The sequence below is a fragment of the Escherichia sp. E2586 genome (assembly GCF_005781105.1).
Classification (GTDB): domain Bacteria; phylum Pseudomonadota; class Gammaproteobacteria; order Enterobacterales; family Enterobacteriaceae; genus Escherichia.
On the sequence record NZ_VATN01000004.1, the window covers coordinates 314,151 to 336,601 of the forward strand.

21 protein-coding genes are annotated in these 22,451 nt (G+C 51.5%); 13 read left to right on the plus strand and 8 right to left on the minus strand.

All coding sequences use genetic code 11. The annotated features are described in order from the left end of the window. Positions 1–24: 24 nt before the first annotated feature. From murC to mutT, 9 genes are all read left to right on the plus strand, one after another. Positions 25–1,500 carry a UDP-N-acetylmuramate--L-alanine ligase gene (murC, locus tag FEK50_RS04635; protein WP_130204922.1) on the plus strand — a complete coding sequence of 492 codons (1,476 nt, stop codon included), beginning with the start codon at positions 25–27 and terminating at the stop codon, positions 1,498–1,500. Next, complete coding sequence (gene ddlB / locus FEK50_RS04640) at positions 1,493–2,413, plus strand: D-alanine--D-alanine ligase (RefSeq protein WP_130204924.1); 921 nt, start codon at positions 1,493–1,495, stop codon at positions 2,411–2,413. Before murC ends, ddlB begins: the two co-directional genes overlap by 8 nt. A gap of 1 nt (position 2,414) precedes the next feature. After that, positions 2,415–3,245, plus strand: a complete 831-nt coding sequence (gene ftsQ, locus FEK50_RS04645; RefSeq protein WP_000075731.1) for a cell division protein FtsQ — start codon at positions 2,415–2,417, stop codon at positions 3,243–3,245. Next, entirely contained in the window at positions 3,242–4,504 is a 1,263-nt protein-coding gene (gene ftsA / locus FEK50_RS04650; protein ID WP_000588474.1) for a cell division protein FtsA, read from the plus strand. Before ftsQ ends, ftsA begins: the two co-directional genes overlap by 4 nt. A 60-nt stretch (positions 4,505–4,564) precedes the next feature. After that, positions 4,565–5,716: a cell division protein FtsZ gene (gene ftsZ / locus FEK50_RS04655; protein ID WP_064525175.1), complete on the plus strand. Its 1,152-nt coding sequence runs from the start codon at positions 4,565–4,567 to the stop codon at positions 5,714–5,716. Positions 5,717–5,816: 100 nt separating this feature from the next. Then, positions 5,817–6,734: a UDP-3-O-acyl-N-acetylglucosamine deacetylase gene (gene lpxC, locus FEK50_RS04660; protein ID WP_000595482.1), complete on the plus strand. Its 918-nt coding sequence runs from the start codon at positions 5,817–5,819 to the stop codon at positions 6,732–6,734. Between the two features lie 230 nt (positions 6,735–6,964). Then, a complete protein-coding gene (gene secM / locus FEK50_RS04665) occupies positions 6,965–7,477 on the plus strand; it encodes a secA translation cis-regulator SecM (protein ID WP_130204926.1) in 513 nt (170 codons plus the stop codon). Between the two features lie 61 nt (positions 7,478–7,538). Beyond that, entirely contained in the window at positions 7,539–10,244 is a 2,706-nt protein-coding gene (gene secA / locus FEK50_RS04670) for a preprotein translocase subunit SecA (protein WP_130204928.1), read from the plus strand. A 59-nt stretch (positions 10,245–10,303) separates the two neighbouring features. Continuing rightward, positions 10,304–10,702: an 8-oxo-dGTP diphosphatase MutT gene (gene mutT, locus FEK50_RS04675; RefSeq protein ID WP_131161244.1), complete on the plus strand. Its 399-nt coding sequence runs from the start codon at positions 10,304–10,306 to the stop codon at positions 10,700–10,702. 437 nt (positions 10,703–11,139) lie between these two features. Here mutT and yacG read toward each other — a convergent pair whose 3' ends face one another. The 3 genes from yacG to coaE are packed head-to-tail and all read right to left on the minus strand — an operon-like array spanning position 11,140 to position 12,710. Next, a complete protein-coding gene (yacG, locus tag FEK50_RS04680; protein WP_000005046.1) occupies positions 11,140–11,337 on the minus strand; it encodes a DNA gyrase inhibitor YacG in 198 nt (65 codons plus the stop codon). A 9-nt stretch (positions 11,338–11,346) separates the two neighbouring features. Further along, the gene (gene zapD / locus FEK50_RS04685) at positions 11,347–12,090 is read right to left on the minus strand and encodes a cell division protein ZapD (RefSeq protein ID WP_130217398.1); all 744 of its coding nucleotides are present in this window, start codon (positions 12,088–12,090) and stop codon (positions 11,347–11,349) included. Further along, on the minus strand, positions 12,090–12,710 hold the full coding sequence (coaE, locus tag FEK50_RS04690; protein ID WP_130221628.1) for a dephospho-CoA kinase: 621 nt from the start codon (positions 12,708–12,710) through the stop codon (positions 12,090–12,092). Before coaE ends, zapD begins: the two co-directional genes overlap by 1 nt. Positions 12,711–12,934: 224 nt before the next feature. Between coaE and guaC the strand changes: the two genes are divergently transcribed. Then, entirely contained in the window at positions 12,935–13,978 is a 1,044-nt protein-coding gene (gene guaC / locus FEK50_RS04695; RefSeq protein WP_131161243.1) for a GMP reductase, read from the plus strand. A 34-nt stretch (positions 13,979–14,012) separates the two neighbouring features. Here guaC and hofC read toward each other — a convergent pair whose 3' ends face one another. The 4 genes from hofC to nadC all read right to left on the minus strand — a co-directional run bounded on the left by hofC (position 14,013) and on the right by nadC (position 18,136). Continuing rightward, complete coding sequence (hofC, locus tag FEK50_RS04700) at positions 14,013–15,215, minus strand: protein transport protein HofC (protein ID WP_131161242.1); 1,203 nt, start codon at positions 15,213–15,215, stop codon at positions 14,013–14,015. Continuing rightward, a complete protein-coding gene (gene gspE, locus FEK50_RS04705; RefSeq protein WP_131161241.1) occupies positions 15,205–16,590 on the minus strand; it encodes a type II secretion system protein GspE in 1,386 nt (461 codons plus the stop codon). The genes hofC and gspE overlap by 11 nt, the downstream gene beginning before the upstream one ends. Before the next feature lie 9 nt (positions 16,591–16,599). After that, complete coding sequence (ppdD, locus tag FEK50_RS04710) at positions 16,600–17,040, minus strand: prepilin peptidase-dependent pilin (RefSeq protein WP_135524481.1); 441 nt, start codon at positions 17,038–17,040, stop codon at positions 16,600–16,602. A 202-nt stretch (positions 17,041–17,242) separates the two neighbouring features. Then, positions 17,243–18,136, minus strand: a complete 894-nt coding sequence (nadC, locus tag FEK50_RS04715) for a carboxylating nicotinate-nucleotide diphosphorylase (RefSeq protein ID WP_130204942.1) — start codon at positions 18,134–18,136, stop codon at positions 17,243–17,245. An 87-nt stretch (positions 18,137–18,223) separates the two neighbouring features. Here nadC and ampD point away from each other — a divergent pair, with 87 nt between their 5' ends. Next, a complete protein-coding gene (ampD, locus tag FEK50_RS04720) occupies positions 18,224–18,775 on the plus strand; it encodes a 1,6-anhydro-N-acetylmuramyl-L-alanine amidase AmpD (protein ID WP_130204944.1) in 552 nt (183 codons plus the stop codon). After that, positions 18,772–19,626, plus strand: a complete 855-nt coding sequence (gene ampE, locus FEK50_RS04725) for a beta-lactamase regulator AmpE (RefSeq protein WP_000171986.1) — start codon at positions 18,772–18,774, stop codon at positions 19,624–19,626. The genes ampD and ampE overlap by 4 nt, the downstream gene beginning before the upstream one ends. A 42-nt stretch (positions 19,627–19,668) precedes the next feature. On the opposite strand, the gene aroP is transcribed toward ampE, so the two are convergent. After that, positions 19,669–21,042 (minus strand): aromatic amino acid transporter AroP, encoded by a 1,374-nt coding sequence (aroP, locus tag FEK50_RS04730; RefSeq protein WP_165383261.1) that lies wholly within the window; start codon positions 21,040–21,042, stop codon positions 19,669–19,671. Between the two features lie 540 nt (positions 21,043–21,582). Here aroP and pdhR point away from each other — a divergent pair. Next, positions 21,583–22,347: a pyruvate dehydrogenase complex transcriptional repressor PdhR gene (gene pdhR / locus FEK50_RS04735; RefSeq protein ID WP_000331776.1), complete on the plus strand. Its 765-nt coding sequence runs from the start codon at positions 21,583–21,585 to the stop codon at positions 22,345–22,347. Positions 22,348–22,451 lie beyond the last annotated feature (104 nt).

A 22,451-nucleotide genomic window follows, 5' to 3' on the forward strand; every position in this document is an offset into this window, starting at 1 on the left:
TTTGAGAAGTTAATGGCGTAAAGAATGAATACACAACAATTGGCAAAACTGCGTTCCATCGTGCCTGAAATGCGTCGCGTTCGGCACATACACTTTGTCGGCATCGGTGGTGCCGGTATGGGCGGTATTGCCGAAGTTCTGGCCAATGAAGGGTATCAGATCAGTGGTTCCGATTTAGCGCCAAACCCAGTCACGCAACAGTTAACGAACCTGGGAGCGACGATTTACTTCAACCATCGCCCGGAAAACGTGCGTGATGCCAGTGTGGTCGTAGTTTCCAGCGCGATTTCCGCCGATAACCCGGAAATTGTTGCCGCTCATGAGGCACGTATTCCGGTTATTCGTCGTGCTGAAATGCTGGCTGAGTTAATGCGTTTTCGTCATGGCATCGCCATTGCCGGGACGCATGGCAAAACCACAACCACCGCGATGGTTTCCAGCATCTACGCAGAAGCGGGCCTCGACCCGACCTTCGTGAACGGTGGGCTGGTAAAAGCGGCGGGTGTTCATGCACGTTTAGGCCACGGTCGTTACCTGATTGCTGAAGCTGATGAAAGCGATGCGTCGTTCCTGCATCTGCAACCGATGGTAGCGATTGTCACTAATATCGAAGCCGACCATATGGATACCTACCAGGGCGACTTTGAGAATTTAAAACAGACTTTTATTAATTTTCTGCACAACCTGCCGTTTTACGGTCGTGCGGTGATGTGTGTTGACGATCCGGTAATTCGCGAATTGTTACCGCGTGTAGGCCGTCAAACCACCACTTATGGCTTCAGCGAAGATGCTGACGTGCGTGTGGAAGATTATCAGCAGATTGGCCCGCAGGGGCACTTTACGCTGCTGCGTCAGGACAAAGAGCCAATGCGCGTTACACTGAATGCGCCAGGTCGTCACAATGCCCTGAATGCTGCCGCTGCCGTTGCGGTCGCCACGGAAGAGGGGATTGAAGACGAGGCTATTTTGCGTGCGCTGGAGAGTTTCCAGGGGACCGGACGCCGCTTTGATTTCCTTGGTGAATTTCCATTGGAACCTGTGAATGGTAAAAGCGGTACGGCAATGCTGGTTGATGACTATGGTCACCACCCGACCGAGGTGGACGCCACTATTAAAGCGGCGCGAGCAGGTTGGCCGGATAAAAACCTGGTGATGCTGTTTCAGCCGCACCGTTTCACCCGTACGCGCGACCTGTATGATGATTTTGCCAATGTGCTGACTCAGGTGGATACCCTGCTGATGCTGGAAGTGTATCCGGCAGGCGAAGCGCCTATTCCGGGAGCGGACAGTCGTTCGTTGTGTCGTACAATCCGTGGCCGTGGGAAAATTGATCCGATTCTGGTGCCGGACCCGGCGCAGGTGGCCGAGATGTTAGCACCAGTATTAACTGGTAACGACCTGATCCTCGTTCAGGGGGCAGGAAATATCGGAAAAATTGCCCGATCTTTAGCTGAAATCAAACTGAAGCCGCAAACTACAGAGGAAGAGCGACATGACTGATAAAATCGCGGTCCTGTTGGGCGGGACCTCCGCAGAGCGGGAAGTTTCTCTGAATTCTGGCGCGGCAGTGTTAGCTGGGCTGCGTGAAGGCGGTATTGACGCGTATCCTGTCGACCCGAAAGAAATCGACGTAACGCAACTGAAGTCGATGGGCTTTCAGAAAGTGTTTATCGCTCTGCACGGTCGCGGTGGTGAAGATGGCACGCTGCAGGGTATGCTCGAGCTGATGGGCTTGCCTTATACCGGCAGTGGAGTGATGGCATCTGCGCTTTCAATGGATAAACTACGCAGCAAACTGCTTTGGCAGGGGGCTGGTTTACCGGTAGCGCCGTGGGTAGCATTAACCCGCGCAGAGTTTGAAAAAGGCATTAGTGATAAGCAGTTAGCAGAAATTTCTGCCTTAGGTTTGCCGCTTATCGTCAAGCCGAGCCGCGAAGGTTCCAGTGTGGGAATGTCAAAAGTAGTAGCAGAAAATGCTCTGCAAGATGCATTAAGATTGGCATTTCAGCACGATGAAGAAGTATTGATTGAAAAATGGCTAAGTGGGCCGGAGTTCACGGTTGCGATACTCGGTGAAGAAATTTTACCGTCAATACGTATTCAACCCGCTGGAACCTTCTATGATTATGAGGCGAAGTATCTCTCTGATGAGACACAGTATTTCTGCCCGGCAGGTTTAGAAGTGGCTCAAGAGGCAAATTTGCAGGCATTAGTGCTGAAAGCATGGACGACTTTAGGATGCAAAGGATGGGGACGTATAGACGTCATGCTGGACAGCGATGGACAGTTTTATCTGCTGGAAGCTAATACCTCACCGGGTATGACCAGTCACAGTCTGGTGCCGATGGCGGCACGTCAGGCGGGTATGAGCTTCTCGCAGTTGGTAGTACGAATTCTGGAACTGGCGGACTAATATGTCGCAGGCTGCTCTGAACACGCGAAACAGTGAAGAAGAGATTTCTTCTCACCGCAATAATGGAACGCGTCTGGCGGGGATCCTTTTCCTGCTGACCGTTTTAACGACAGTGTTGGTGAGCGGCTGGGTCGTGTTGGGCTGGATGGAAGATGCGCAACGCCTGCCGCTCTCAAAGCTGGTGTTGACCGGTGAACGCCATTACACGCGTAATGACGATATCCGGCAGTCGATCCTGGCATTGGGTGAGCCAGGTACCTTTATGACCCAGGATGTAAATATCATCCAGACGCAAATTGAACAACGCCTGCCGTGGATTAAGCAGGTGAGCGTCAGAAAGCAGTGGCCTGATGAATTGAAGATTCATCTGGTTGAATATGTGCCGATTGCGCGTTGGAATGATCAGCATATGGTTGACGCTGAAGGAAACACCTTCAGCGTTCCGCCAGATCGCACCAGCAAGCAGGTGCTCCCAATGTTGTATGGTCCGGAAGGCAGCGCAAATGAAGTGTTGCAGGGCTATCGCGAAATGGGGCAGATGCTGGCAAAGGACAGATTTACTCTGAAGGAAGCGGCGATGACCGCGCGGCGCTCCTGGCAGTTGACGCTGAATAACGATATTAAGCTCAATCTTGGCCGGGGCGATACGATGAAACGTTTGGCTCGCTTTGTAGAACTTTATCCGGTTTTACAGCAGCAGGCGCAAACCGATGGCAAACGGATTAGCTACGTTGATTTGCGTTATGACTCTGGTGCGGCAGTCGGCTGGGCGCCCTTGCCGCCAGAGGAATCTACTCAGCAACAAAATCAGGCACAGGCAGAACAACAATGATCAAGGCGACGGACAGAAAACTGGTAGTAGGACTGGAGATTGGTACCGCGAAGGTTGCCGCTTTAGTAGGGGAAGTTCTGCCCGACGGTATGGTCAATATCATTGGTGTGGGCAGCTGCCCGTCACGTGGTATGGATAAAGGCGGGGTGAACGACCTCGAATCCGTGGTCAAGTGCGTACAGCGCGCCATTGACCAGGCAGAATTGATGGCAGATTGTCAGATCTCTTCGGTATATCTGGCGCTTTCTGGTAAGCACATCAGCTGCCAGAATGAAATTGGTATGGTGCCTATTTCTGAAGAAGAAGTGACACAAGAAGATGTAGAAAATGTCGTCCATACCGCGAAATCGGTGCGCGTGCGTGATGAACATCGTGTGCTGCATGTGATCCCGCAAGAGTATGCGATTGACTATCAGGAAGGGATCAAAAATCCGGTAGGACTTTCTGGCGTGCGTATGCAGGCAAAAGTGCACCTGATCACATGTCACAACGATATGGCAAAAAACATTGTGAAAGCCGTTGAACGTTGTGGCCTGAAAGTTGACCAACTGATATTTGCCGGACTGGCATCAAGTTATTCGGTATTGACGGAAGACGAACGAGAACTGGGCGTCTGCGTCGTCGATATCGGTGGTGGTACAATGGATATCGCCGTTTATACTGGCGGGGCATTGCGTCACACCAAGGTAATTCCTTATGCTGGCAATGTCGTGACCAGTGATATCGCTTATGCCTTTGGCACACCGCCAAGCGACGCCGAAGCGATTAAAGTTCGTCATGGCTGCGCGCTGGGCTCCATCGTCGGTAAAGACGAGAGCGTGGAAGTGCCGAGTGTAGGTGGTCGTCCGCCGCGTAGTCTGCAACGTCAGACGCTGGCGGAGGTGATTGAGCCGCGCTATACCGAGCTGCTCAACCTGGTCAACGAAGAGATATTGCAGCTGCAGGAAAAGCTTCGCCAACAAGGCGTAAAGCATCACCTGGCAGCGGGTATTGTATTAACCGGTGGCGCGGCGCAGATCGAAGGTCTTGCCGCCTGCGCTCAACGCGTGTTTCATACGCAGGTGCGTATCGGCGCGCCGCTGAATATCACCGGTTTAACGGATTACGCTCAGGAGCCGTATTATTCAACGGCAGTGGGATTGCTTCATTACGGGAAAGAGTCACATCTTAACGGTGAAGCGGAAGTTGAAAAACGTGTTACAGCATCTGTTGGCTCGTGGATCAAGCGACTCAATAGTTGGCTGCGAAAAGAATTTTAATTTTTATGAGGCCGGCGGTGATTACGGCCTCAGGCGACAGGCACATATCGGAGAGAAACTATGTTTGAACCAATGGAACTTACCAACGACGCGGTGATTAAAGTCATCGGCGTCGGCGGCGGCGGCGGTAATGCTGTTGAACACATGGTGCGTGAGCGCATTGAAGGTGTTGAATTTTTCGCGGTAAATACCGATGCACAGGCGCTGCGTAAAACAGCGGTTGGGCAGACGATTCAGATCGGTAGTGGTATCACCAAAGGACTGGGAGCTGGCGCTAATCCAGAAGTTGGCCGTAATGCGGCTGATGAGGATCGTGATGCACTGCGTGCGGCGCTGGAAGGTGCAGACATGGTCTTTATTGCAGCGGGCATGGGCGGTGGTACCGGTACAGGTGCTGCGCCGGTTGTTGCTGAAGTGGCTAAAGATTTAGGTATTCTGACCGTTGCTGTCGTGACCAAGCCTTTCAACTTTGAAGGCAAGAAGCGTATGGCATTTGCGGAGCAGGGGATCACTGAATTATCCAAACATGTAGACTCACTGATCACAATCCCGAACGACAAACTGCTGAAAGTTCTTGGCCGCGGTATCTCCCTGCTGGACGCGTTTGGCGCAGCTAACGATGTGCTAAAAGGCGCTGTTCAGGGTATCGCCGAGCTGATTACTCGTCCGGGTCTGATGAACGTGGACTTTGCAGACGTACGTACTGTGATGTCTGAAATGGGCTACGCAATGATGGGTTCTGGCGTGGCGAGCGGTGAAGACCGTGCGGAAGAAGCGGCTGAAATGGCTATCTCTTCTCCGCTGCTGGAAGATATCGACCTGTCTGGCGCACGAGGCGTGCTGGTTAACATCACTGCGGGCTTCGACCTGCGTCTGGATGAATTCGAAACCGTAGGTAACACCATCCGTGCATTTGCTTCGGACAACGCGACCGTGGTTATCGGTACTTCTCTTGACCCGGATATGAACGATGAACTGCGTGTAACCGTGGTTGCTACAGGTATCGGTATGGACAAACGTCCTGAAATCACCCTCGTGACCAATAAGCAAGTTCAACAGCCAGTGATGGATCGCTACCAGCAGCATGGTATGGCGCCGCTGACGCAAGAGCAGAAGCCCGTGGCCAAAGTGGTGAACGACAATACGCCACAAACCGTGAAAGAGCCGGATTATCTGGATATCCCGGCATTCCTGCGTAAGCAAGCTGACTAAGAATTAGCTGGAATTTGGGTTGCGAGGCTCTTTGTGCTAAACTGGCCTGCCGAATGTATAGTACACTTCGGTTGGATAGATAATTTGGCGAGATAATACGATGATCAAACAAAGGACACTTAAACGTATCGTTCAGGCGACGGGTGTCGGTTTACATACCGGCAAGAAAGTCACCCTGACCTTACGCCCTGCGCCGGCCAACACCGGGGTCATCTATCGTCGCACCGACTTGAATCCACCGGTAGATTTCCCGGCCGATGCCAAATCTGTGCGTGATACCATGCTCTGTACGTGTCTGGTCAACGAGCATGATGTACGGATTTCAACTGTTGAGCACCTGAACGCAGCGCTCGCGGGCTTAGGCATCGATAACATTGTTATCGAAGTTAACGCGCCGGAAATCCCAATCATGGACGGCAGTGCCGCTCCGTTTGTTTACCTGCTGCTTGATGCTGGTATCGACGAGCTGAACTGCGCCAAGAAATTTGTTCGTATCAAAGAGACTGTTCGCGTCGAAGATGGCGATAAGTGGGCTGAATTTAAGCCGTACAATGGTTTTTCGCTGGACTTCACCATCGATTTCAACCATCCGGCAATCGATTCCAGCAATCAACGCTATGCGATGAACTTCTCTGCTGATGCGTTTATGCGCCAGATCAGCCGTGCGCGTACGTTTGGTTTCATGCGTGATATCGAATATCTGCAGTCCCGTGGCCTGTGCCTGGGCGGCAGCTTCGATTGTGCCATCGTTGTTGACGATTATCGCGTACTGAACGAAGACGGCCTGCGTTTTGAAGACGAGTTTGTGCGTCACAAAATGCTCGACGCGATCGGTGATTTGTTCATGTGTGGTCACAACATTATCGGTGCATTTACCGCTTATAAATCCGGTCATGCACTGAATAACAAACTGTTGCAGGCTGTCCTGGCGAAACAGGAAGCTTGGGAATATGTGACCTTCCAGGACGACGCAGAACTGCCGTTGGCCTTCAAAGCGCCTTCAGCCGTACTGGCATAACGACATCTATACTGTCGTATAAAATTCGACTGGCAAATCTGGCACTCTCTCCGGCCAGGTGACCCAGTCGTTTTTTTTTGAGTTTTTACAGCGTCGTAAGAAATCGGTGCGAACGCTGTTTTCTTAAGCACTTTTACGTGTTACTTATCTTGAATACTGCTGTGGACTTCTGGCTTTAATGATAAGATTTGTGCGCTAAAAACGTTGAATACGATCGGGATGGCAATAACGTGAGTGGAATACTGACGCGCTGGCGACAGTTAGGTAGACGCTACTTCTGGCCGCATCTCTTATTAGGGATGGTCGCGGCGAGTTTAGGTTTGCCTGCGCTCAGCAACGCCGCCGAGCCAAACGCGCCCGCAAAAGCGACAACGCGCAATCACGAGCCTTCCGCCAAAGTTAACTTTAGTCAGTTGGCCTTGCTGGAAGCAAACACACGCCGCCCGAACTCGAACTATTCCGTTGATTACTGGCATCAACATGCTATTCGCACGGTAATCCGCCATCTCTCCTTTGCAATGGCGCCGCAAACGCTGCCCGTTGCCGAGGAATCTTTACCGCTTCAGGCGCAACATCTTGCTTTACTGGATACGCTCAGCGCGCTGCTGACCCAGGAAGGCACGCGGTCTGAAAATGGTTATCGCATTGATTATGCGCATTTTACTCCTCAAGCAAACTTCAGCACGCCCGTCTGGATAAGCCAGGCGCAGGGCATCCGTGCTGGCCCTCAACGCCTCAGCTAACAACGAGAAACCTTTACTTCATTTTATTTACTCCGCAATGCGGGGTGTTTGAGATTTTATTATGCTAATCAAATTATTAACTAAAGTTTTCGGTAGTCGTAACGATCGTACCCTGCGCCGGATGCGCAAAGTCGTCAACATTATCAATGCCATGGAACCGGAGATTGAAAAACTCTCCGACGAAGAACTGAAAGGAAAAACGGCAGAGTTCCGTGCGCGTCTGGAAAAAGGCGAAGTGCTGGAAAACTTGATTCCGGAAGCCTTCGCTGTCGTGCGTGAAGCCAGTAAGCGTGTTTTTGGCATGCGCCACTTCGACGTACAGCTGCTCGGCGGTATGGTTCTTAATGAACGTTGCATCGCGGAAATGCGTACAGGTGAAGGTAAAACCCTGACCGCAACGCTGCCTGCTTACCTGAACGCATTAACCGGTAAAGGCGTGCACGTTGTTACCGTCAACGATTACCTGGCGCAACGTGACGCCGAAAACAACCGTCCGCTGTTTGAATTCCTCGGCTTGACCGTCGGCATCAACCTGCCGGGCATGCCAGCACCGGCAAAGCGTGAAGCTTACGCGGCTGACATTACTTACGGTACGAACAACGAATACGGCTTTGACTACCTGCGCGACAACATGGCGTTCAGCCCTGAAGAACGTGTACAGCGTAAACTGCACTATGCGCTGGTGGACGAAGTGGACTCCATCCTGATCGATGAAGCGCGTACACCGCTGATCATTTCCGGCCCGGCGGAAGACAGTTCGGAAATGTATAAGCGTGTAAACAAAATTATTCCGTACCTGATCCGTCAGGAAAAAGAAGACTCCGAAACCTTCCAGGGCGAAGGCCACTTCTCGGTGGATGAAAAATCTCGCCAGGTGAACCTGACCGAACGTGGTCTGGTGCTTATTGAAGAGCTGCTGGTGAAAGAAGGCATTATGGATGAAGGTGAGTCGCTGTACTCTCCGGCCAATATTATGCTGATGCACCACGTAACGGCGGCGCTGCGTGCTCACGCGCTGTTTACTCGCGATGTCGATTACATCGTTAAAGATGGTGAAGTTATCATCGTTGACGAACATACCGGTCGTACCATGCAGGGCCGTCGCTGGTCTGATGGCCTGCACCAGGCTGTGGAAGCAAAAGAGGGTGTACAGATTCAGAACGAAAACCAGACACTGGCTTCGATCACCTTCCAGAACTACTTCCGTCTGTATGAAAAACTGGCGGGGATGACCGGTACGGCTGATACCGAAGCCTTCGAATTCAGTTCCATCTACAAGCTGGATACTGTAGTCGTTCCGACCAACCGCCCGATGATTCGTAAAGATCTGCCGGATCTGGTCTACATGACCGAAGCGGAAAAAATTCAGGCGATCATTGAAGATATCAAAGAACGTACTGCGAAAGGCCAGCCAGTGCTGGTGGGTACTATTTCAATCGAGAAATCGGAACTGGTATCAAACGAGCTGACCAAAGCCGGTATCAAACACAACGTTCTGAACGCTAAATTCCACGCCAACGAAGCGGCAATCGTTGCTCAGGCGGGCTATCCGGCTGCAGTGACCATCGCGACCAACATGGCGGGTCGTGGTACTGACATCGTGCTTGGCGGTAGCTGGCAGGCAGAAGTTGCCGCGCTGGAAAACCCGACCGCAGAGCAAATTGAAAAAATTAAAGCCGACTGGCAGGTGCGTCACGACGCGGTACTGGAAGCAGGTGGCCTGCATATCATCGGTACCGAGCGTCACGAATCTCGTCGTATCGATAACCAGCTGCGTGGCCGTTCTGGTCGTCAGGGTGATGCCGGTTCTTCCCGTTTCTACCTGTCGATGGAAGATGCGCTGATGCGTATTTTTGCCTCTGACCGCGTATCAGGCATGATGCGTAAACTGGGTATGAAACCCGGCGAAGCCATTGAGCATCCGTGGGTAACTAAAGCAATTGCCAATGCTCAGCGTAAAGTTGAAAGCCGTAACTTCGACATTCGTAAACAGCTGCTGGAATACGATGACGTAGCTAACGATCAGCGTCGTGCCATATACTCCCAGCGTAACGAACTGTTGGATGTCAGCGATGTGAGCGAAACCATCAACAGCATTCGTGAAGATGTGTTCAAAGCAACCATCGATGCCTACATTCCGCCACAGTCACTGGAAGAAATGTGGGACATTCCAGGTTTGCAAGAACGTCTGAAAAACGACTTCGACCTTGATTTGCCGATTGCCGAGTGGCTGGACAAAGAGCCAGAACTGCATGAAGAGACGCTGCGTGAGCGTATCCTGGAGCAGTCCATCGAAGTGTATCACCGTAAAGAAGAAGTGGTTGGCGCTGAGATGATGCGTCACTTCGAGAAAGGGGTGATGCTGCAAACGCTGGACTCCCTGTGGAAAGAGCACCTGGCGGCGATGGACTATCTGCGTCAGGGTATCCACCTGCGTGGCTATGCACAGAAAGATCCGAAGCAGGAATACAAACGTGAATCGTTCTCCATGTTTGCGGCGATGCTGGAATCGTTGAAATATGAAGTCATCAGCACGTTAAGCAAAGTACAAGTACGCATGCCGGAAGAAGTTGAAGAGCTGGAGCAGCAGCGTCGTATGGAAGCTGAGCGTTTAGCGCAAATGCAGCAGCTTAGCCATCAGGATGACGACTCTGCAGCCGCAGCTGCGCTGGCAGCGCAAACCGGCGATCGTAAAGTTGGACGTAACGATCCTTGCCCATGCGGTTCTGGTAAAAAATACAAGCAGTGCCATGGTCGCCTGCAATAAAAGCTAAGTGTTGAAATAAAAGGCGCAGGATTCTGCGCCTTTTTTATAGGCTTAAGACAATGAAAAAACTGCAAATCGCGGTAGGTATTATTCGCAACGAAAACAACGAAATCTTTATAACCCGTCGCGCCGCAGATGCGCACATGGCAAATAAGCTGGAGTTTCCGGGCGGTAAAATAGAAATGGGAGAAACTGCAGAACAAGCGATGGTACGGGAGCTTCAGGAAGAAGTCGGGGTTACCCCGCAACGTTTTTCGCTGTTTGAAAAGCTGGAATATCAGTTCTCTGACAGGCATATCACACTGTGGTTCTGGTTGGTCGAAAGCTGGGAAGGAGAACCGTGGGGGAAAGAGGGACAGCCCGGTGAGTGGATGGCGCTGGCCAGCCTCGATGCTGAAGATTTTCCGCCAGCCAATGAACCGGTAATTGCGAAGCTTAAGTGTCTGGAGGTCGGATAAGGCGTTTACGCCGCATCCGACATTTACACACGATGCCTGATGCGACGCTGACGCGTCTTATCAGGCCTACGAAGTTTATTAACTCGTTGATAAATTAGATTTTGTAGGTCGGATAAGGCGTTTGCGCCGCATCCGACATTTACACACGATGCCTGATGCGACGCTGGCGCGTCTTATCAGGCCTACGAGGTTTATTAAATCGTTGATAAATAATGTTTTGTAGATCGTATAAGGCGTTTACGCCGCATCCGACATTTGCATAAGATGCCTGATGCGACGCTGGCGCGTCTTATCAGGCCTACGATGTTTGTTAACTCTTTGATAAATCAGGTTTTATAGGTCGGATAAGGCGTTTACGCCGCATCCGACATTTACACAAGATGCCTGATGCGGCGCTGGCGCGTCTTATCAGGCCTACGTGCGGCATCGGACAAATGTCACTGCTTTGGCTCTTCGCTCCAGTCATCGCTCTCAGAAAGATCGCCACTGCTGGGGATTCGTTTTTCTTCAGCAGCCCATTCTCCGAGGTCGATCAACTGGCAGCGTTTGGAACAAAATGGCCGAAATGGGCTGACTTCACCCCACACCACCGTTTTCCCGCAGGTGGGGCAATTCACCGTAATAGTTTCTGACATTTTTACTCCTTAGCAACAAGCCAGTTCGAAATCCAGACGTTCCGGTACTTGTCCATTTTCACTGTCCAGCGGCATAAAGCGAATGGCAAAACGGCTCTTATGACCGGATATTTGCGGGTAAAGCTGTGAATCGAGTGCCAGATTCAGGCGTAACAAATCGGCGTCTTCGCCGTTATCCTGATAAAAACCGTTCAGACTGGTCAGTTTGCGGAACGGTGCCGACTGACGAATCAAATCCAACACCATTGTAAGTGCCTGTGTCAGCGGGCTCAGGCTGGCAATCCAGGTTTCGACCTGACTGTCGCGCTGCGACTGGGGTAAATGCAACCAGATATGCAACGTAGGTAAATCAAAGCTGCAACAACCGCCGGGAATGCTCAGACGCTGGCGCACCAGGGCAATCATCCTGTCTTCACGCAGAAATTGCCCGATACGCGGCGCGGAAATCAGCACGCTACCTGCGGCCTTCAACTGCTGAATTAATGCTTCAATACGGGTCTGGTCCACGCCAGGCACACCAATCCAGGTCTGGAGTTTACGCTGTTGACGTTCCAGCTCTTTCAGTAGTTCGGTACGAACTTCTCCACGCTCGAACACATCCAGCAATTCACTAACATTACGGAAGAAATGCAGAGCACCAGCGTAGTCAGCAATAGGCAAATTTACGGTGAGTTGTTGAATTAAAAACTCAATGCGCAGCCATGTACGCATTTTTTCATTTAGTGGATGTTCAAAAAGGACCTGGGTCTGCATTAAGTTTTTTCCTGTGAGACAAACTGCGACGCGAGCTGCAAATAGTGTGCGTGCAGGCGGGCAACATCTGATGCAATAGCATCTGGTGTGCCGTTATTATCAATGACGTCATCTGCCACCGCAAGACGGGCTTCGCGCGTTGCCTGGGCAGCAAGAATTTGTTCGACATGCTCGCGAGTAACATCATCGCGCTGCATGGTGCGCTTAAGCTGCGTTTCTGGGCTGACATCCACCACCAGCACTCGATTCGCTTTTTTATACAGTGAGTTTTCTACCAGCAATGGCACAACCCATAACACATAAGGTGACGTTGCTTGCTGGATCTGGCGTTGCGTCTCCTGCTGAATCAGAGGATGCAGCAGGGCATTAAGCCAGTTTTTCTCTTCCGGATAGGCAAAGATCCGCTCGCGCAAGGCGCGACGTTGCAATGTTCCATCAGCAGCAATCATATCCGCGCCAAAGTGTTCAGCAATGGCACGCAGTGCAGGTGTACCCGGTTCAACCACCTGACGCGCAATAATATCGGCATCAATGACATTAATTCCGAGGTCAGCAAATGCATTTGCAACGGTACTCTTGCCACTGCCAATGCCGCCTGTTAAGGCAACTGTATACCTCATAATATATATTCCTGGGAATTCATCATGATTATCAAAATGTTAATAAAGAGCGCGCGAAAGCGAAATTGATGAAACGTTCGCCCACTATTTACCAGGTAAATTTATGGGATTGTAGCGTAAAAAAAGACAATTTCGCAGTCTTGCGCCATATCGATTAGTGCGTATGATAGCGTCACTGGAGTTGCGCTCTTACCCTTACAGCCATTAACCCCAGGAATCTGCACATGCGTATCGAAGAAGATCTGAAGTTAGGTTTTAAAGACGTCCTCATCCGCCCTAAACGCTCTACCCTTAAAAGCCGTTCCGATGTTGAACTGGAACGTCAATTCACCTTCAAACATTCAGGTCAAAGCTGGTCCGGCGTGCCGATTATCGCCGCAAATATGGACACCGTAGGCACTTTTAGTATGGCTACGGCACTGGCTTCTTTCGATATTTTGACCGCTGTACATAAACATTACTCTGTTGAAGAGTGGCAAGCGTTTATCAACAATTCTTCTGCTGATGTGCTGAAACATGTGATGGTTTCTACCGGCACGTCGGATACCGATTTCGAAAAAACTAAACAAATTCTCGATCTGAATCCGGCATTAAACTTCGTTTGTATTGATGTTGCGAATGGATATTCTGAGCACTTCGTGCAGTTTGTGGCGAAGGCGCGTGAAGCGTGGCCGACCAAAACTATTTGTGCAGGCAATGTGGTAACTGGCGAAATGTGTGAGGAGCTTATCCTCTCCGGTGCCGATATCGTTAAAGTTGGCATTGGTCCTGGCTCTGTTTGTACAACTCGCGTGAAAACGGGCGTCGGATATCCGCAGCTTTCTGCGGTGATCGAATGCGCCGATGCCGCGCACGGTCTGGGCGGGATGATCGTCAGCGATGGCGGCTGTACCACACCGGGCGATGTGGCTAAAGCTTTTGGTGGCGGTGCCGATTTCGTAATGCTTGGCGGAATGCTGGCTGGTCACGAAGAGAGCGGCGGCCGTATTGTTGAAGAGAACGGTGAGAAATTTATGCTGTTCTACGGTATGAGCTCCGAGTCTGCGATGAAACGTCACGTTGGCGGCGTTGCGGAATATCGCGCTGCAGAAGGTAAAACCGTTAAGCTTCCTCTGCGCGGTTCGGTTGAAAATACCGCGCGTGATATTTTAGGCGGTCTGCGTTCAGCCTGCACTTACGTTGGGGCTTCTCGCCTGAAAGAGCTGACCAAACGCACCACGTTTATCCGCGTACTGGAACAAGAAAACCGCATCTTCAATAATCTGTAATCTCCCAATGCTGGCGTGGAGCAACACGCCAGCATTATCCCACCCCACTCATCGCATCGCCCAGATGGAAAATTGGCAGATACATTGCCACCACCAACGTACCGATAATTCCTCCAGTAATGACCAGCAACGCCGGTTCCAGTAAGGCGGCAAGGTTATCTGCCAGCGCCAGCGTGTTATCCCGATGATGATGGGCAAGATTCTCCAGCATGAGATCCAGCGACCCGGATGTCTCTCCTGTCCTCACTAACTGCAAACAGAGCGGGCTAAACTCCCCCGTATTTTTTAGCACCAGCCAGATGGGGTGACCGTTACTGATATCATGCTGAATTTGTGTCAGAAGTTGCGCCCAGTACGGGCAGCGCATCGTCTCCCTGACGCTCTCCACTCCCTGCAAAAAAGTAATCCCTGCACTTTGTGTCAGCGCCAGAATCGTAAAGATCTGCGTGAGTTTTTGTCCCCGCATCAGGGCTCCCATTATTGGGATGCGTAATAACCATTTCTGCCGCGCAATAAGCCAGGTAGGGCGACGCATCAGCAGTTTGTTGGCTATCGCCAGCAGAAAGCCGAGCACTATCAGCAGCCAGCCCCATTTGCCACTAAAGTCTGCCAGCGTCATGATCCCCTGCGTTAGTACCGGTAGTGGGGTGTTAAAGGTTTTATAGATAGCGGCAAACTCCGGCAGAACAAAATGCAGCATTGCCACAACCACCATGATTGCCATCGCTAAAATGAGGATGGGATAACGCAACGCTGATTTCACTTTGTCGGCCAACTGGCGCTGGGCTTTTTGTTGACGCGCCAGTTCAAAACAGCATTCATCCAGCTTACCGGTCACTTCCCCCGTGCGGATCATCGCCTGATAGAGCGGCGGAAATACCTCTGACCAGGGTAATAAGGCACTGGAAAAGGCAATGCCCTGTTCGAGATCGTGCGCCAGCGATTGCAACAATGCCTGCCATTGCTTACTTGGATGCTGTTCAGCCAGCAGTGCCAGCCCTTCAGAAAGCGTTAACCCGGCTTTAAGTAGCGTCGCCAGTTGATGAATGACTTCCGCGCTTTTATCTCCTCGCCAATGCGCAGAATTGATGGCGATTCGCTTCAGGCTTAGTGGGGTAACCCTTTGCTGCTGTAGAGCCAAAAGCAGCAAAGCACGGCTCTCTGACCATTGCATCCCATCTTGCGCATTGCCGTCGCCGGTTATGCCATGCCATCGCCAGAGTTGCTTATTCGCCATGTGGCATCCCCAGCACGCGGATTAACTCTTCAAAGGTGGTTAAGCCTTGTTCCACGGCCAGGCAGCCGTTTTCAAAAAGTGTGCGCATACCTGTCCGCCTGGCGTGCGTTTCCAGCGATTCAACTTCAGTATTAGAGGAAATAAGCTGGCGTATGGCTGGTGTAATGGGCAGGACTTCAAACAAGGCGGTACGACCATAAAAACCGTGGTAGCAATGTTCACAACCCAGTGCCTGCCAGCGGGACAGCGGAGATGACCATACATTGTCCGGAAGGCGGATCGGTTCCCCTTGCTGCTGGCGGCAATGCGGACAAAGTTTACGTACCAGGCGCTGGGCTATTACCAGAGTGAGGGCCGACGAGAGCATCCAGCGAGCAACGCCCATTTGCTGTAAACGCACCAGCGTTTCACAGGTGGAGTTGGTGTGTAGCGTGGACAATACCAGATGACCCGTTTGCGCGGCTTTAATGGCAATTTCTGCCGTTTCGCCATCGCGGATCTCTCCGATCATGATGACGTCAGGATCCTGGCGCAATAACGCACGCAAAACGCCCTGAAAGGTGAGTCCGGCACGCGGATGGATTTGTGTCTGGTTTAGCCCGGCGATGGGGATCTCAACCGGATCTTCCACGCTGCAAATATTAATATCGGCGGTATTCAGCGTTTGCAGTGCGCTATACAGCGTGACTGTTTTGCCGCTGCCGGTAGGGCCAGTTACCAGCACCAGTCCCTGTGGTTGCTGCAAGGCGTGGGTAAAGTCCGTCAGTTGTGATGGTTGCATTCCCAGCGTGTTGACATCCAGCGCCTGGTCCACCTGCTGTAACAACCGTAATACCACCTTTTCACCGCCGCGACATGGCAAGGTAGCAATACGAAATGAGACGGCGTTCCCTGCCAGTTCGACAGTGAATTGCCCGTCCTGCGGCAGGCGATGTTCCGCAATATCCAGGCTTCCAAGCACTTTTAACCTGGCGGTTAAAGCGACTCCGGCATCCAGTGAAACATCAGGTAAAGGATGCAGCACGCCGTCGATACGTAAGCGGATACGATAGCTATTGTCCGCTGGTTCGATATGAATATCTGACGCGCGTTGTTCCAGTGCAGATTGCAACGTATGAGCCAGCAATTCTGCTTTAGGCTGATGTTTCTCCTGAACGGCTACGGGCAATGTCTGTTGTTTGCGACTGGCGTGACCTTCCATCTGTTGGCGCGTCCAGCAGGTGAGCTCAATACGTTTGGTGGTAGCGAAATGCAATGCGTCCAGCAACTCATGTGAGGGGACATCGACCACCGCAACATGAACCACTTCTTCGCTGGCATCCAGTAAGACCCCCTGGTAACGCAAACACAGGGCGGTGAGCTGTGAAATATTCATCGCCGCTCCTTAGTTGGCGTCATCAAAGCGGAAGACATCTTCGCAGGCTTGCTGCAATGCGCTGTCACTTTGAATATTGCAGTTGCGCGTCCAGCCGGTGACACCGTTAGCGTTATCCCAACCGGGTGTCATAACGATGCTTAGCCCATTGAGACTCTCTTGCCCGGTCAGCGACACCACGCCCTTTGCCACACTCATGGCTGAAACATAGCGGGTGGTGGTAGGCGAGGGGATGCCATTGCGGCCGCCGTCGCAGGTGTCCAGTCCGCCATGTTCCAGCGCGCACAATTCTACGGCGGTACGGTAAGGCACAAAGGTTTGTAGCATGTCGGTAAGTGCGGCTTTGCGCAGGTAGTTTTGATAAGCGGGAATACCAATGGCGCTTAAAATGGCAATGATGCCAATAACCACCATCAGTTCGATAAGTGTAAAACCGCGTTGCTTGTCCATCTGTTTCGCTCCTTGATTTGGTTGGCGCTACTTTGGCAAACGCCATCAGTACAGGCGAGGGGCAAAAAACGAAACGGGAAGGCGGCTTCCGAGGTTTTTTATTACGTTGCAGCGAAAGACAAGAAATTTGCGAGGCGTTACGAAGAAAGTTGGGGAAGGGGAGGTTATCCGCCCGCGATGGAGCGGATAAATCTGTCAGCAATTAGCGAAAACGCATTGAAAGATCGAGTGCCTGTACGTGTTTAGTTAGCGCACCGACGGAGATAAAGTCCACGCCCGTTTCAGCAAACTCGCGCAGCGTTTTGTCGGTGACGTTGCCAGACACTTCCAGCAGCGCCTTGCCGTTGGTGCGTTTAACGGCTTTGCGCATCTGTTCTGTGTCGAAGTTATCCAGCATGATGATATCGGCACCTGCTTTCAGTGCTTCATCAAGTTCTTCCAGATTCTCGACTTCAACTTCTACTGGCGCATCCGGGTGCAACCAGGACGCTTTTTCGACCGCCTGGCGCACTGAGCCGGAGGCAATAATATGGTTTTCTTTGATCAGGAAGGCGTCAGAAAGCCCCAGACGATGGTTAGCCCCGCCGCCGCAAAGTACCGCGTATTTCAGGGCAGAACGCAGGCCGGGTAAGGTTTTTCGCGTATCCAGCAACTGCGTATCGGTGCCTTCCAGTAACTCAACATAGTGGCGAACCTTACTGGCTACGCCAGAAAGAGTTTGTACAAAATTAAGCGCAGTACGTTCGCCGGTTAACAGCACGCGAGATGGGCCTTCGAGTTCGAAAAGGAGTTGATTGGCGTTAATGACATCACCGTCATCCACATGCCAGGTAATGGTGACATCGTCGCCTGCCAGTTGAATAAACACTTCTTCAACCCAGCGTTTACCACAAAATACGCCTTCTTCGCGGGTGATCACCGTGGCATGAGAGCGTGAATTTTCCGGTAAAAGTTTTGCCGTAATGTCGTTGTTGGCATCGACTGTTCCGCCTAAATCTTCTCGCAGCGCCTGGGCCACCGCGCCGGGGATATCGAGATTAATGCGTTCCAGCAGCTCGTCACGTCGGGTGTCAGGGTTATAGCGGCGAGGCGGCATGTTAAAACTCCAGATAGCTAACGAATCATAAGGTAGAAACATGCTACTCTGAACCGGGTATTAGCACCACATATAAGGAGATCCTGCATGTTGTTAGAACAGGGGTGGCTGGTCGGCGCGCGCCGCGTTCCCTCACCACATTACGATTGTCGCCCGGATGACGAAACTCCCACCTTGCTGGTGGTGCACAATATTAGCCTGCCGCCAGGCGAGTTTGGCGGTCCGTGGATTGATGCATTATTCACCGGAACTATTGATCCGCAGGCTCATCCCTTCTTTGCAGAGATTGCCCATTTACGCGTCTCCGCTCACTGTTTGATTCGCCGTGATGGTGAAATTGTCCAGTATGTTCCTTTCGATAAACGCGCCTGGCATGCGGGTGTTTCCGTGTATCAGGGGCGCGAACGCTGTAATGATTTCTCTATTGGGATTGAGCTGGAAGGCACTGATACGCTGGCGTATACCGATGCGCAGTATCAGCAACTGGCGGCGGTCACGCGGGCATTGATTCATCGCTATCCAGCCATTGCCAATAATATGACGGGCCATTGTGATATTGCGCCGGAGCGTAAAACCGATCCCGGCCCTGCCTTTGATTGGGCACGGTTTCGCGCCCTGGTCAGCAAGGAGACAACATGACGCTGTTTACAACCTTACTGGTGTTAATTTTCGAGCGCCTGTTTAAGTTGGGCGAGCACTGGCAGCTTGATCACCGCCTCGAGGCGTTTTTCCGTCGGGTGAAACATTTTTCGCTGGGGCGCACATTAGGGATGACCATTATCGCGATGGGGGCGACCTTTTTACTGTTGCGCGCGTTGCATGGGCTATTGTTCAACGTCCCGACGCTGGTGGTGTGGCTGTTGATTGGTTTGTTGTGTATTGGCGCAGGAAAAGTTCGTCTCCATTATCATGCTTATCTGACCGCAGCTTCTCGTAACGACAGCCATGCCCGTTCCACGATGGCTGGCGAGTTAACCATGATTCATGGCGTCCCCGCAGGCTGCGATGAGCGTGAGTTTTTGCGTGAACTGCAAAATGCCCTGTTGTGGATTAACTTTCGTTTTTACCTTGCGCCACTATTCTGGCTAATTGTAGGCGGTATCTGGGGACCCGTTACCCTGATGGGCTATGCATTCTTGCGTGCATGGCAATACTGGCTGGCGCGCTACCAGACGCCGCATCATCGTTTACAGTCGGGGGTTGATGCCGTGCTTCACGTAGTGGATTGGGTGCCAGTTCGCCTTGCGGGCGTAGTTTATGCCTTGATTGGTCACGGTGAGAAAGCGTTACCAGCCTGGTTTGCTTCACTGACCGATTTCCACACATCGCAATACCAGGTACTAACGCGTCTGGCACAGTTCTCACTGGCGCGTGAACCGCATGTCGATAAGGTTGAGACACCGAAAGCAGCGGTTTCAATGGCGAAGAAAACCTCGTTCGTGGTTGTGGTGGTGATTGCGCTACTGACGATTTACGGGACATTGGTGTAAATATTGCTGCCCTCACCCAGAACGGGTGAGGGCGTAGAGAGATTAATGTGCTTTTACGGCTTTTGCGGTTTTCTCTTTGAACAGATAACCGATACCTAACACAACCAGCCATACCGGGATCAGGTAAACCGAAATCGCCATCCCCGGCGTCATCAGCATTATCACCAGTACCGCCGCCATAAACAGCAGGCAGATCCAGTTACCCAGCGGATAGAGCAGGGCAGGGAAACGAGTTACCACACCTTGTTCTTGCTTAGCGCGACGGAACTTCATATGTGCCAGGCTAATCATCGCCCAGTTAATAACCAGTGCAGAAACCACCAGCGCCATTAACAGTCCGAAAGCGGACTCTGGGGCAAGGTAGTTAATCAGTACGCACAATGCCGTAACCAGCGCAGATACCAGAATGGTATTTACTGGTACGCCGCGTTTATCGACGGAAGCGAGCATTTTCGGTGCGTTACCCTGTTGTGCCAGACCGAACAGCATACGGCTGTTGCAATATACGCAGCTGTTGTACACGGAGAGCGCAGCCGTCAGTACCACGATGTTCAGCGCATTTGCCACAAAGGTATCGCCTAACTCGTGGAAGATCAGCACAAACGGGCTGGTGTCAGCGGTAACGCGTGTCCACGGCATCAGTGAGAGCAGAACGGCTAACGAACCAATGTAGAAAATCAGGATGCGGTAGATAACCTGATTAGTTGCTTTCGGGATGCTTTGCTCCGGGTTATCAGCTTCTGCAGCGGTTATCCCCACCAGTTCCAGACCACCGAACGAGAACATGATAATCGCCATCATCATCACCAGCCCGGTGAAGCCGTGCGGCAGGAAGCCACCCTGAGCCCACAGGTTGCTAACGGTCGCCTGCGGGCCGCCGTTGCCGCTGAACAGCAGCCAGCCGCCGAAGATGATCATCGCCACCACCGCGATAACTTTGATAATGGCAAACCAGAACTCCATCTCACCAAACACTTTAACGTTGGTCAGGTTGATGGCGTTAATCACCACAAAGAATACGGCGGCAGAAGCCCAGGTGGGGATTTCCGGATACCAGAACTGAATGTATTTGCCGACAGCTGTAAGTTCTGCCATGGCAACTAAAACGTACAGTACCCAATAGTTCCAGCCAGAAGCGAATCCGGCAAAGCTGCCCCAGTATTTATAAGCAAAGTGGCTAAAGGAGCCTGCGACAGGTTCTTCGACCACCATTTCACCCAGCTGACGCATGATCAGAAAGGCGATAAAACCAGCAATAGCATAACCCAGGATAATCCCTGGCCCTGCGGACTGAATTACGGAGGCGCTACCCAGGAATAGCCCTGTCCCTATCGCGCCACCCAGCGCGATAAGCTGAATATGGCGGTTTTTAAGGCCGCGCTTTAGCTGCTCGCCGTGCTGTTGACCTTCCATCATGAAACCTCGTGCGGTGATTGTTTTTTTGATCTACGCAATGATGCGTGTGTAAGTTTGCAATTCCGTTTGTTGTATTAATTTGTTTACATTAATGGCGTTTGAATTGTTACAAAAAGACTTCCGTCAGATCAAGAATAATGGTATGCGGCAGCGAATGCACCCGCTTTATGCATGGTTGAAGATGAGTTGCTTAAAAAGGAACCGTTTGTAAAGATCAGCCTCAAATCCGCTCAATATATAAAATGAATATAAATTCATTATTTTTGAATTAAAAGCCGATAAATTGGTAAGTGAATCGGTTCAATTCGGATTTTTATAGTTTAATAATCGTTAAAAAAATCCTTTCTTACGTAAAGTCTACATTTGTGCATAGTTACAACTTTGAAACGTTATATATGTCAACTTGTTAAAATGTGCACAGTTTCATGATTTCAATCAAAACCTGTATGGACATAAGGTGAATACTTTGTTACTTTAGCGTCACAGACATGAAATTGGTAAGACCAATTGACTTCGGCAAGTGGCTTAAGACAGGAACTCATGGCCTACAGCAAAATCCGCCAACCAAAACTCTCCGATGTGATTGAGCAGCAACTGGAGTTTTTGATCCTCGAAGGCACTCTCCGCCCGGGCGAAAAACTCCCACCGGAACGCGAACTGGCAAAACAGTTCGATGTATCCCGTCCCTCATTGCGTGAGGCGATTCAACGTCTCGAAGCGAAGGGCTTGTTGCTTCGTCGCCAGGGTGGCGGCACGTTTGTTCAGAGCAGCCTCTGGCAAAGCTTCAGCGATCCGCTGGTGGAGCTGCTCTCCGACCATCCTGAATCACAGTATGACTTGCTCGAAACACGACACGCCCTGGAAGGTATCGCCGCTTATTACGCCGCGCTGCGTAGTACCGATGAAGACAAGGAACGCATCCGTGAACTCCACCACGCCATAGAACTGGCGCAGCAGTCTGGCGATCTGGACGCGGAATCAAACGCCGTACTCCAGTATCAGATTGCCGTCACCGAAGCGGCCCACAATGTGGTTTTGCTTCATCTGCTAAGGTGTATGGAGCCGATGTTGGCCCAGAATGTCCGCCAGAACTTCGAATTGCTCTATTCGCGTCGCGAGATGCTGCCGCTGGTGAGTAGTCACCGCACCCGCATATTCGAAGCGATTATGGCCGGTAAGCCGGAAGAAGCGCGCGAAGCATCGCATCGCCATCTGGCCTTTATCGAAGAAATTTTGCTCGACAGAAGCCGTGAAGAGAGTCGCCGTGAGCGTTCTCTGCGTCGTCTGGAGCAACGAAAGAATTAGTGATTTTTCTGGTAAAAATTATCCAGAAGATGTTGTAAATCAAGCGCATATAAAAGCGCGGCAACTAAACGTAGAACCTGTCTTATTGGGCTTTCCGGCGAGAG

Coding starts and splice junctions, on each gene's coding strand:
- gspE (WP_131161241.1), bottom strand. CDS start 16,590: ATGAATATTTCACAGCTCACCGCCCTGTGTTTGCGTTACCAGGGGGTC.
- ppdD (WP_135524481.1), bottom strand. CDS start 17,040: ATGGACAAGCAACGCGGTTTTACACTTATCGAACTGATGGTGGTTATT.
- ampE (WP_000171986.1), top strand. CDS start 18,772: ATGACGCTGTTTACAACCTTACTGGTGTTAATTTTCGAGCGCCTGTTT.
- ftsZ (WP_064525175.1), top strand. CDS start 4,565: ATGTTTGAACCAATGGAACTTACCAACGACGCGGTGATTAAAGTCATC.
- hofC (WP_131161242.1), bottom strand. CDS start 15,215: ATGGCGAATAAGCAACTCTGGCGATGGCATGGCATAACCGGCGACGGC.
- nadC (WP_130204942.1), bottom strand. CDS start 18,136: ATGCCGCCTCGCCGCTATAACCCTGACACCCGACGTGACGAGCTGCTG.
- lpxC (WP_000595482.1), top strand. CDS start 5,817: ATGATCAAACAAAGGACACTTAAACGTATCGTTCAGGCGACGGGTGTC.
- ddlB (WP_130204924.1), top strand. CDS start 1,493: ATGACTGATAAAATCGCGGTCCTGTTGGGCGGGACCTCCGCAGAGCGG.
- zapD (WP_130217398.1), bottom strand. CDS start 12,090: ATGCAGACCCAGGTCCTTTTTGAACATCCACTAAATGAAAAAATGCGT.
- ftsQ (WP_000075731.1), top strand. CDS start 2,415: ATGTCGCAGGCTGCTCTGAACACGCGAAACAGTGAAGAAGAGATTTCT.
- mutT (WP_131161244.1), top strand. CDS start 10,304: ATGAAAAAACTGCAAATCGCGGTAGGTATTATTCGCAACGAAAACAAC.
- pdhR (WP_000331776.1), top strand. CDS start 21,583: ATGGCCTACAGCAAAATCCGCCAACCAAAACTCTCCGATGTGATTGAG.
- aroP (WP_165383261.1), bottom strand. CDS start 21,042: ATGATGGAAGGTCAACAGCACGGCGAGCAGCTAAAGCGCGGCCTTAAA.
- guaC (WP_131161243.1), top strand. CDS start 12,935: ATGCGTATCGAAGAAGATCTGAAGTTAGGTTTTAAAGACGTCCTCATC.
- coaE (WP_130221628.1), bottom strand. CDS start 12,710: ATGAGGTATACAGTTGCCTTAACAGGCGGCATTGGCAGTGGCAAGAGT.
- murC (WP_130204922.1), top strand. CDS start 25: ATGAATACACAACAATTGGCAAAACTGCGTTCCATCGTGCCTGAAATG.
- secA (WP_130204928.1), top strand. CDS start 7,539: ATGCTAATCAAATTATTAACTAAAGTTTTCGGTAGTCGTAACGATCGT.
- yacG (WP_000005046.1), bottom strand. CDS start 11,337: ATGTCAGAAACTATTACGGTGAATTGCCCCACCTGCGGGAAAACGGTG.
- ampD (WP_130204944.1), top strand. CDS start 18,224: ATGTTGTTAGAACAGGGGTGGCTGGTCGGCGCGCGCCGCGTTCCCTCA.
- ftsA (WP_000588474.1), top strand. CDS start 3,242: ATGATCAAGGCGACGGACAGAAAACTGGTAGTAGGACTGGAGATTGGT.